Source organism: Paenibacillus sp. 05T425 (genome assembly GCF_056396205.1).
The window spans coordinates 609,638-620,427 of the sequence record NZ_JBFTLA010000001.1 but is presented as its reverse complement, the minus strand read 5'-3'; the positions used below and the strand labels follow the sequence as shown (position 1 = coordinate 620,427).

Genomic DNA, 10,790 nt, shown 5'->3' with positions numbered 1-10,790 from the left:
CTATTCTTCTGTCTTAGGATTGACCGCCTTCACGTATTTGCCTGGAGCTGCCTCAATGGCGATGGCGTCGCTCGTATCGATCTGGTCGATCGACCAAAGCTTCGTTCCCACTTCGTATTCGGTAGAAAAATTATTAGGCGTCGCTCCAGATTCCGTTAGTGATGTATATTGAATCTCGCCGATTTCTTCACTTGGCATGATCGCTTCAGCGAACGTAATTCTATAAACGGTATTGTTCCATTTGACTAGCGCATAAGGGAAGGAAGCGAATGACTTTGTTACGCTCTTCTTTAGGGTCTCTGTACTGCTATTGTCTGCCATAGCGGCGGCAGCGCTGGGAGCTTCGGCGGAATCGTCAGCCCGACTGGCGGTATCGCCGTTCGAGCAAGCGCTAGTCAAAGCGATCAGTAGAATTAATATTAGTTTTTTCATCTTGTTCACCTCATCCTCTAAACGCATGGTTTGGCCTAGATGTTGCATATTATTGGAAAACAGAAAGAACCGCCTCTGCAAGCCGAGAGGCGGTTCTTTGTTCCTGCAGCGAATCTACTTTATCTTCTTCTGATCCAGCTTCTTGCTCGATGCAATGTTCGCATAAGAACTAGAATCGGCTACATAAATGCCGTCGTCTTCATTGATCGGAATATACGTTCCATCAGCCATCTTGCGTAGGAATAAGATGACCTCTTGTCCTTTCTTCAGGTAGGTGGACATATCGGAGAAAACAGTAACATCCCCGTCCGTTCCTCCCATTTGCGATAAAGTAATCGGTTGTTCGGATTCGTATTCGCCCTTCAGCACTTCGAGAACGCCGACGTTAACATCTGTTTTGTAATTCTTGTAGTCGCCTTTCTTATATTTGCTTCCTTTCTCTTTCACGACTTGGCCGCGTACAACGAGATCGGCCGCTTCGGTGAGCGCGGCTTCGTCCTCGTAATAGACGGACCAGGATGGATGAACGTAGACGCCGTCTGCCAGCGCTTCGGATTCGATGCTCGATTGGTCAAGCGCGAAGCTCGATTGGAGCGGGTACAAGCCGTTGACGACAGAGATATCATTGGCGGAAGGGTTGAGCGCTCTTGCCGTTGTGCCGTTCGAGTTAAACGTGTAAGGATGCATAATAGAGGTCGTCTCCACGACGGACGTATGCTCGAGACCTAGCGAATGTCCGACTTCATGCGCGGCAACGGCAGTAATTATGCTGCTCGTATACTTGCTCTGCGAGGTATAATACGTATTAATATTCAAAGTCGCTTGCGATATAATGCCTCCGTCTACGGTGAATGTGCACAGCCCATCCCACGTGGCCATCGATGTGTTCACATTGACCGCATAATAGGTACTGCTCGTTCCAAGCGTTGTGCTTATGTTGAAGTTCGTGTTGGTTTTCCATTTGTTAGCGCCGGCTGCCCATGGCGTAGTGGCGCTGCTCGTGTTGACGTACATCGTTTTCGTACGGCTTGCCCATTTGCCGAAAGAGGTGACGGTTGCGGATGCCGGCGTGCTGTTCACGAGCAAGGTTACTACCGTTAGTACGGCGGCGATACTGACTAGCATTCTCTTTTTACGCATAAATAATTACCCTCCTCAATGTGTGTAGCGATTCATGCATTCTGTAAAAATAACCAAATCTATCCTATTAACGTGTCGATATATGATATAGTTGCAACAAAAAGGAAATTTGATCGGGCGGCAAATGATCCAATAGTAGCGGTTCAACGAATGGGAGGCGGGCAGGAATGGAGAAAGTTCGATTAACGAAGCCTACAGAAGCCTTGAGGGATGCCTATATGGCGTACTATATGGAATGGCAATTGAGCGGCGAAGACGCTGTTCCGTGGGTCGTCAGCAAGGATCCTTCTGATTTCGATGGGATGCTTAAGTGGTATGAAGAGCGGGAGAGGGGAGAAAACCTGCCTGAAGGATGGGTGCCGGATTCTACATATTGGCTTGTAGGAGAGCAGGGGCTGCTGCTTGGCGTTGTTAACATCAGACATGCTTTAACTCCTTTTTTGTTAGAGAGAGGCGGTCATATCGGATATGGGATTCGTCCTTCGGAGCGAAGAAAAGGTTACGCCGGCGAGCTGTTGCGGCTTTCCCTAATTGAAGCGAAGCATCTAGGCATCAACCGCGTTCTTGTGGTATGCGACGAAAGCAATACAGCCTCTGCCAAAACGATTCTAAAAAACGGCGGCATCCCAGATCGCGATTTTGTGGAAGAAGACGGCAACGTAATTAGAAGGTTTTGGATCGACAATGAATAAGCCGAGCGTTACGGAGGTTGTAGCTTCCGTTCTGCCCGGCTTTTTTTCGTTACTTGTGATTATGCTTTTAAATAATCAATGAATACTTTTCTGAGAATGGCCAACTGATGATCGGACTCCAGGTCGGACTCCAACAGCATAATGTTTTTCTGAGAGGACAGCTTCTTGGAAAATAATCCGAACGTATTAACGAGCGTCGTCAACGTCTCGCGAACCGGAAGATCGGATCGGACAGAACCGTCAGCGATGCCTTGCTGGATAATCTTCGCATATTCACGCGATACACTCCGGTTCAAGGCGTTGAATTCCAAAATATCTTCAAGCGGCTCCGTGGAATGAGAGGCGTAGCTCTCAAAATCAGCCATAAACTTTGCGCTGGGGTTGTTATGGTCCTCGATGAAGAAGTCGAACAACACCTCGTGCTTCTCCAGGCAGTTCATTGGAAGCGCGGCGATCGCCTGGAAGCGCTCGTAGATTGGCTCCAGCAGCTTGGAGGCGACGGCAACGACAAGCTTCTCTTTTTTGGCAAAATAACGGAATAGTGTCGCGATGCCGATATTCGCTTCGCTCGCAATATCCTGCATTGTCGTTTTCTCGATTCCCTTCTTCGTGAACACGCGCTCCGCTGCATCGATGATTGTTGCTAATCGGTGCTGCTTGCTGTCATAACGTTCCTTCTCGTATCTTTCTTTTGGATCCATGAGCACCTTGTCCTTTTCCGTTCTTCGCACCTGTATTTCTAGCTATTATACCGATAGGGGCATCCTGTAAGCAAGATACAATTGAGTTCTGAATCGTCATATGATATTATATGAATCATAGTGATAGTAATACTATCACAACTTGCTTTCCAATAGATCATCTTTAGTGAAAACACTCGTGAAGGGGAGAGATGAGCATGACTAGATTATCGAATAAAGTAGCAATCGTAACGGGAGCCGGCAGCGGCATGGGACGCGAGGAAGCGCTATTGTTCGCAAGCCAAGGGGCGGCTGTCGTAGCAACGGATATTAATGAAACGGCGGTTCAAGCGGTTGTAAGCGAGATCGTTGCAAGCGGCGGACAAGCGATTGCTTTCGGACATAACGTTGCTTCAGAGGATGCATGGGTCAAAGTAGTGGAAGGCGCGATAGCCGCATACGGCCGCATCGACGTTCTCGTCAACAACGCAGGCATCTCGCTGGCGATCGGCTTACTGGATACGACCGTCGAGCAATGGAATAAAGTAATGGCAATCAACTTGACGAGCACCTTCCTTGGGATGAAGCATGTCGTTCCGCATATGCAAGCGAACAAGGGCGGTTCTATAATAAATATTTCCTCTATCGCAGGTCTGACGGGCAGCAGCGGTGCTGGCGCGTATACCGCATCCAAAGGCGGCGTTCGGATGTTGACCAAAGCGGCAGCAGCCGACTTCGGCAAAGACAATATTCGCGTCAATTCGGTTCACCCTGGCTATATTGAGACACCAATGAGCTCCGAGCACGTGAACAACAAGCAAATGCTGCAATGGTTCTTGTCGCAGACGGCGTTGCCGAGAGTGGGACAAGCTTCCGAGGTCGCGCAAGCGGTGCTGTTCCTTGCTTCCGATGACGCATCGTATATTACAGGCGTCGAGCTGCCGGTGGACGGCGGCGTAACGGCGAAGTAAGCAGGTTTAAATAACGGGATGGAGCAGATATTATATCTGCTCCGTCCCGTTTCTATTTGGGGCGATTGCCCTCTAGACTCACTTAGGATCCTCGTTTCATTGCACATTATGCAACCAGCACGCGGCATAAGTGCTCCTAAGCTAAAGTCCGTTGCAGGATGTGCAACGACAGTCAACTCTTCCTTTCAATCCCCTCATAATCGACGACTTCAACGCGCGTGAAACCATAAGATTCTTATACTTTCGACCCTCCGTTTATTATATATAAATCAATTTGTAATCGCTTTATAATTCGATGTGAGATGGAAAGATATTTCATATCAGGGGGATAAAAATGAAAAGACTAGGTTTATTTAGCGTAAGCGCTGCATTGGTTGCGACGTTGGTTATGTCCGGCTGCGGAAGCGCCGGGAACAATTCAAGCACGAATTCGGCAGCGGATGACGAACTGGAATGGGATACATCGGCAATGGAATACGTCATGGAGCCGGAGGTCGCTTCCGGAGAACAACCGCTTAAGGTTTGGGTTGAATACGAGGACTATGGCAAGGCGCTCGTGGAAGCTTTCAAGGTGAAATACCCAAAAGTGAATGTGGAGATTGAAGTTGTCGCGAAGGTGGACAGCGTCGACCGGATGGCGCTTGACGGAGAAGCGGGTAAAGGCGCGGACGTCTTCATGGCCAACTACGACAAGCTGGCTCAGGCTATCGATAACGCAACGGCGGCACCGCTAGGGAAGTATGAGCAATCGTTGAAAGAAAGCATGCCGAATACATTCGTCGAAGTGGCTAGCCATGACGGCCAAATGTTCGGCATACCGATTTCTACGGAATCGATTGCGCTCTTTTATAACAAAACATTGCTAAAGGAGCTTACGGGAAGCGACAAGCCGGCTGCCACTTGGGAAGAGATAACGGAGCTGGCGGGCACCTACAATAACAGCAGCTCTAACCAATGGACGATACGATTCCTTGCGGGACAATTGTATTATGCTTACCCGGTGCTTTCATCGCTTGGCTGGCATCTGTACGAAGACGATGATCTTGATAAGCCGAACTTCGATTCAGAGAAGTTGACCAAGGGACTGGATTACTACAAGAAGCTTCGCGATATTTGGAACGTTAACTCGGCCGATGCCACTTGGGACTCGATCGAGAATGAATTTGTCAAAGGCAAGACGCCGTATGTCATTACCGGCCCTTGGGTATTCAAGGACTTCGATAAAGCAGCCGCCGACAACAAGTTCGAATATGGCGTGACGAAGCTGCCGAAAGCGGGTTCAGGCGAAGATGCGGCTTCCTTGACGGGGATATCGGTAGCGATCGTATCGGGTTATTCCAAATATCCGGCGGCAGCTCGGGTGTTCGCCAACTTCATGGCATCCGACGAAGGCGCAGCCGCGCTATACAAATCAACAGGAGCTATTCCCGCCATTAAAAGCGAGCGTTTGCAAAATATCGAAGGCATCGACGGCAATGAGCATATTGCAGGCATTATTGCACAGTCGGAAAATGCTGACTTGACCCCGCAAATTCCAGAATACATGTATACGTCCGGCAATGCGCTTATTGTAAACGTATGGGATAATCTGATGCCGGTAGGCGACGCGCAGCAGAAGGCGGAGAAGGAATATACCGATTTGAAGGCGTTAGGCAAGTGAGCTTGGTCACTCGCAACGTAGAAGGCGCAGCAGCGAGCCGTGCGCATAACGGGCAGATGGCTGCATGGCTCCCCGGATTATTGTCCGCAATCGTCTTGGGAGCCGGCCAGTGGGCGAATCGTCAATACTTAAAAGGTATATTTTTCTTTCTAATTGGCATGAGCGGCGCGGCGGCGGAAATTGCTACAGGCAACTATATCTCTATGGAAGGCGGCTTCCGTTTCCGAGGGAATGGCGGCTTTTTCCTGAAGGGCATCTGGGGTCTCCTTACGCTGGGAACGCATCCGCGCAAAATGGGGCTTAGCGGACTGACCGATGGCGATCATTCTATCGTACTTATGGCTAATGGCATCATTGCTCTGTTCTTCATCATGCTCTTATTCCTTTTCTATGTATGGAATATATACGATGCGGCACGTACGAGACGGCTGTTGAATGAAACCGGCGTGCAGAGAAGTTCGCTGCATGATCTACGAAGGTTATGGGAGTCGATGTACGCCTACATCATCCTGTCACCAACCGCGGTGCTTATGCTGTTCGTCTGCGTGCTGCCGATCGTGTTCGGCGTGCTCATTGCGTTTACCGATTATAGCAGGGGCAATACGCCGCCAACGAAGCTTATTCACTGGGTAGGACTGGACAATTTCGCTACAGTTACGCAGGTGTTCTCGTGGATGCATACATTCGTAGGCGTGCTGTTATGGACGTTCGTCTGGGCGATATTGGCGACGGTAACGACGTACTTTGCCGGATTTTTTCAAGCCGTGCTGCTGAATGATTCCTCGGTTAAGTTCAAGAAGCTGTGGCGCAGCATTTATATTTTGCCTTGGGCGGTACCGGCGATGATCTCGGCGCTTGTGTTCAAGTCGATGTTCAATGGACAATTCGGTCCTGTCAGCCAATTTCTTATGGATATCGGATTGATGTCTGAACGGATCTATTGGTTCACCGATCCAAGCCATTCTTATTTGGCGCGAATATTGGCATTGCTCATTAATTTGTGGTTGGGCTTCCCTTATTTCATGGCATTAATCGGCGGTACGTTGACGACAGTGTCGGAAAGTTATTACGAGGCGGCGCGTATCGACGGAGCATCCTCGGGTCAAATGTTCTGGAGAATTACGTTCCCGCTCGTCTATAAGGCGACTGCGCCATTATTAATGCTTTCTTTCGTTAGCAATTTCAACAATTTCGGAGTTATTTATTTCTTAACGGAAGGCGGTCCGGCGAACCCGGATTATAACTTCGCGGGCAACACCGACTTGTTGATTACTTGGTTATACAAGCTGACGCTGGACAACAGGCTGTACAACATGGGGGCGGTCATGTCGATCATCGTATTCCTGATCGTTGCCAGCTTCTCGCTAATTAATCTGCGGAAATCGAAATCTTTCGAGGAGCTTTGAGTTATGAAAGCAATGAATCGCAAACAAACAAGCGTTGCAGGTCTGCTTAGGACGCTGCTCATCTACGTCGAGCTCATCGTCGTTGCCATTATCGTTATTTATCCGCTCATTTGGATAGTCGGAGCATCCTTCGGCAGCTCGAAGGGACTGGCCAACGCGTCGGCAATACCGGACCATGCCACATTGCAAAATTATAAGGAGCTGTTTCGGAATACGAATTTCCCGATTTGGTATATGAACACGCTGAAGGTAGCGGCGGCCAACATGTTATTCGGCGTACTGCTGTCCACGCTCGGCGCGTATGCATTTTCCCGGTTCAAGTTCAAGGGGAAGAAGGTAAGCTTGCTTACCATACTTATTTTGCAAATGTTTCCTGCCTTCCTGACGGCGATTGCTGTATACATGCTGTTCCTTAACTTTGGATTGCTGGACAGCTTGACGGGACTGGTCGTTGTCGGAGTCGCCGCGCAGCTCCCTTATAACATCTGGTTGTTGAAAGGCTACCTCGATAACATTTCAATAAGCTTTGATGAGGCAGCGCTTATCGACGGGGCAACCCGGACACAAATATTTATTCGAATTATTATGCCTCTGGCAACGCCGATGCTCACTTTCGTTGCCGTATTGCAATTCGCCGCACCGTGGATGGATTTCATATTGCCTAGGCTGCTTATTTCTAGCGAGGAGAAAAAGACAGTCGCGATTGGATTGTATTCAATGATTAGTGACCAGACGAGGAATGAATTTACTCTTTTCGCAGCAGGTTCTGTGCTTGTTGCCATTCCGATAGCCGTCTTGTATATCGCGCTACAGAAGTATTTGATCAACGGTTTGACCGCAGGCGGAGACAAAGGATAGGAGAGGGTAGACAGAGATGGATCATACGTTCATTAAGGGTGCAGACGTTTCGATGCTGAAGGAAGTAGAGACACTCGGGGGAGCCTATTTTCTCGATGGTCGGAAGCAGGACTTATTCGAGATTTTGAAGCTGAAGGGACTGAATGTCGTAAGGCTTCGGTTATGGGTTAATCCTCATGATGAGGAAGGCAACCCGTATATGGGCGGCACGAATGACTTGGAGACGACGATTGAGCTCGCGCGCCGAGCGAAGGAGCACGGCCTGCGATTCATGCTTAACATCCACTACAGCGATTTCTGGTGCGATCCGAAGAAGCAATACAAGCCTAAAAGCTGGCATGCGCTGACGGGCTATGAGCTTGAGGAAGAAGTCTATCGCTATACGAGAGAAGTGCTTGAGGTATGCAGAGCATGCGACGTATTGCCGGACTTCGTACAGATCGGCAATGAGACGACGAACGGCATGTTATGGCCGGAAGGCAAGACGCCTAAGTATTTGTTCGAAGAACGGAAATTCGAGTCGGTAGAGACTGAGGAATGGAAATCCTCTTACGATCGATTGGCTAGACTGCTTCAATCAGGAATCCGGGCGGTAAGAGACAGCGGCTCGATGCGTATTATTTTGCATCTCGATGCGGGAGGCTCTAATGTGCTTTACCGGACCTGGTTCGATGAGATGCGTGCACGAGGAGTAGATTACGACATAATCGGCTTGTCCTATTATCCGATCTGGCACGGCACTCTGGAAGAGCTGCGCTTCAATATGGAAGATATAAGCGCAAGGTATGACAAAGAGGTGCTCGTCGTCGAGACGGCGTACGGTTTCACATCGGATAGCCCATCAGGGGGAGATATCTTCAACGAAGAACTAGCATCGCGTGGCGGTTACCCGGCTACTGTTCAAGGGCAAAAGCAGTTTCTGCATGACCTGATGACAATGGTGAGCCGGCTTCCGGCGCACAAGGGACTAGGCATCGTATACTGGGAGCCGGGCTGGCTGCCGGTTGAGCATACGAGCTGGGCAAGCCTCGCTGGAATGAAGTATGGCAACGATGTGGCTTCAATGGGGAATCACTGGGCTAACCAAGGTTTATTCGACTTCCAAGGAAAAGCTCTCGATTCGATAAATGTTTTCAACCAATTCTAGCTATAAGAGCGTTCTGTTCCTGTTATTCAAATGGAACAGAACGCTTTTTTTTCAGCATTCTTTCAGCTAACGCTAAAAAGGGAAAAGGAGGATATTGTCGAACAGTTAGCAAAAAGAAGGACATATTAAGTCTAATAATGGGTGGGATGAATCGTGCATTGGGCAGATGAGAACATTAGATGCGTCTTCAACTCCTTGGAGCGCTCATTGCCTGTCTACGTCGAGACGATTGGCTATAGCGCATGGGAGCGGATCTTCACGAGACCCGACGGGTACCCGTACTATCATTGGCTGCATACGCTTGAAGGAGAGGGAAAGTTCGATCTGGCAAGCGAAAGCCTCTCCCTGACAGAAGGAAAAGGCGTTCTGCTGACGCCGTTCACACCGCATGCTTACTACCCCGTTTCAGACCGGTGGTCCACTATCTACATAACGTTCGGCGGGGCAGCTGCGCCTGCTATATTGGAGTCTCTCGATATGAACAGCTCTGCGATGTATACGGAGCAGGCAGATCGCGTTTCTTTCTCGAGCATCATGGGAGAGATGATTCATAGGGCAGACCGGGACGCCGAATTCTCAGGTCTGGAATCTTCTACGGAGCTGTACCATTTGCTTATGCTGCTGCGAAAATTCGGAATGCGCAATGATCAGCCGTCGTTATCCCAGTATTATGATAAACTAAGGCCCGTCGTACAGTGGATGGAGAATAACTGCGCAGCTAACGTTGGACTTCCCGAAATCGTGGAGCAAGCTCAAATGAGTGTTTCTTACCTGAATGAACTGTTCCGCGACGCCTTCGGCATGAGCCCGTATTCCTTCCTCATTCAATTGCGAATACGGGAGGCCAAAAAAATTATGGTCCATAATCCAAGCATGGCGCTTAAGGATGTATCTGCAAAGGTTGGTTTTAACGACGTAAGCCATTTTGTCGCAACCTTCAGGAAGAAGGAAGGCGTGACCCCAGCTAAGTACAGAGAGCTGCACATTGCTGATTAGTGGCGCATATGGATGGGGCTTGTTATGGCTTGACTGTTAATTAATTTGTGAAGCTGCTCTTGCATATAGGACGGTGAATACGGAAAGCCGTTCTCGATCCAGTAGAAGATTAGACCGTGCAATGAGCTTACGCTGTAGACCGTGAGCAGCTCTTGATTGATTTCGTTGTTCATCTGCTCCATATCTGTGATGGACAATTGCTGTAGGACGCGATACATTCTGTCCTTAATGACATGGAGGACGTCGCTGTTTACTAAGGCGCTATAGCTGGAAGCCCGTGTATGGATATGCTCGAATATTTTGATCGCGTTCGCCGACATTTCGGCAACATGAAATACTTTGACCTGCTCGTAAGGTGACCGATACGCTTGCTTGAATTCATCCATCAGCTCGTCAATGATCTCGTCAAGCAGAGCTTCCTTATTATCATAATGAGCGTAGAACGTGCCGCGATTGTAATTGACGAGCTCGACGATTTCCGTGATCGAGATAGAGGACAATTTTTTCTTCGTCATTAGTGATAACAACGCCTGCTTCAGGGCATCTTTACTTCGTACAATCCTGCGGTCAAGCTTGGGCTTGGACACTTGCACCTTGCAACACGTCCTTTTTTTTGCAGCGTTAACGAACATACGAGGTCTCATTGTTCATTACTGAACAAACGGCCGGCGATTACTGATTGTTCGTCCATTTAACCTTTATTATACTAAAAGTATCATGTGGTGTGATGTTTATCCTGTCGCATGATTGCTAATGTTGAGCGGTTTCGATGAATAGAGCATGATCAATTAAGCAAACGGAGGATGAA

At 48.9% G+C, this 10,790-nt stretch carries 11 protein-coding genes; 7 read left to right on the top strand and 4 right to left on the bottom strand.

The window, feature by feature from the left end; all coding sequences use genetic code 11:
• Together AC1DF0_RS02615 and AC1DF0_RS02610 are read right to left on the bottom strand one after the other, a co-directional pair.
• Window positions 1-432, bottom strand: a complete 432-nt coding sequence (locus tag AC1DF0_RS02615) for a hypothetical protein (RefSeq protein WP_442049525.1) — start codon at window positions 430-432, stop codon at window positions 1-3.
• A 114-nt stretch (window positions 433-546) separates the two neighbouring features.
• Window positions 547-1,572: a matrixin family metalloprotease gene (locus AC1DF0_RS02610; RefSeq protein WP_477572983.1), complete on the bottom strand. Its 1,026-nt coding sequence runs from the start codon at window positions 1,570-1,572 to the stop codon at window positions 547-549.
• Between the two features lie 167 nt (window positions 1,573-1,739).
• On the opposite strand from AC1DF0_RS02610, the gene AC1DF0_RS02605 reads away from it, so the two are divergent.
• Window positions 1,740-2,264 (top strand): GNAT family N-acetyltransferase, encoded by a 525-nt coding sequence (locus AC1DF0_RS02605; protein WP_442049523.1) that lies wholly within the window; start codon window positions 1,740-1,742, stop codon window positions 2,262-2,264.
• A gap of 59 nt (window positions 2,265-2,323) precedes the next feature.
• Here the strand turns inward: AC1DF0_RS02605 and AC1DF0_RS02600 are convergent, their stop codons facing one another.
• Window positions 2,324-2,965, bottom strand: coding sequence for a TetR/AcrR family transcriptional regulator (locus AC1DF0_RS02600; protein WP_477572982.1), 642 nt, complete (start codon window positions 2,963-2,965; stop codon window positions 2,324-2,326).
• Window positions 2,966-3,162: 197 nt separating this feature from the next.
• Between AC1DF0_RS02600 and AC1DF0_RS02595 the strand changes: the two genes are divergently transcribed.
• From AC1DF0_RS02595 to AC1DF0_RS02570, 6 genes are all read left to right on the top strand, one after another.
• Window positions 3,163-3,915, top strand: coding sequence for an SDR family NAD(P)-dependent oxidoreductase (locus tag AC1DF0_RS02595; protein WP_442049521.1), 753 nt, complete (start codon window positions 3,163-3,165; stop codon window positions 3,913-3,915).
• Between the two features lie 334 nt (window positions 3,916-4,249).
• Window positions 4,250-5,575 (top strand): sugar ABC transporter substrate-binding protein, encoded by a 1,326-nt coding sequence (locus AC1DF0_RS02590; protein ID WP_477572981.1) that lies wholly within the window; start codon window positions 4,250-4,252, stop codon window positions 5,573-5,575.
• Window positions 5,572-6,981, top strand: coding sequence for a carbohydrate ABC transporter permease (locus AC1DF0_RS02585; protein WP_477572980.1), 1,410 nt, complete (start codon window positions 5,572-5,574; stop codon window positions 6,979-6,981). The genes AC1DF0_RS02590 and AC1DF0_RS02585 overlap by 4 nt, the downstream gene beginning before the upstream one ends.
• Window positions 6,982-6,984: 3 nt before the next feature.
• The gene (locus tag AC1DF0_RS02580) at window positions 6,985-7,839 is read left to right on the top strand and encodes a sugar ABC transporter permease (RefSeq protein WP_477572979.1); all 855 of its coding nucleotides are present in this window, start codon (window positions 6,985-6,987) and stop codon (window positions 7,837-7,839) included.
• Window positions 7,840-7,855: 16 nt separating this feature from the next.
• Complete coding sequence (locus AC1DF0_RS02575; RefSeq protein ID WP_477572978.1) at window positions 7,856-8,986, top strand: glycoside hydrolase family 53 protein; 1,131 nt, start codon at window positions 7,856-7,858, stop codon at window positions 8,984-8,986.
• 153 nt (window positions 8,987-9,139) lie between these two features.
• Window positions 9,140-9,982 carry a helix-turn-helix domain-containing protein gene (locus AC1DF0_RS02570; protein WP_477572977.1) on the top strand — a complete coding sequence of 281 codons (843 nt, stop codon included), beginning with the start codon at window positions 9,140-9,142 and terminating at the stop codon, window positions 9,980-9,982.
• Here AC1DF0_RS02570 and AC1DF0_RS02565 read toward each other — a convergent pair.
• Window positions 9,979-10,497, bottom strand: a complete 519-nt coding sequence (locus AC1DF0_RS02565; RefSeq protein WP_442049519.1) for a TetR/AcrR family transcriptional regulator — start codon at window positions 10,495-10,497, stop codon at window positions 9,979-9,981. The two genes, AC1DF0_RS02570 and AC1DF0_RS02565, sit on opposite strands and share 4 nt — an antisense overlap.
• Between the last annotated feature and the right edge of the window lie 293 nt (window positions 10,498-10,790).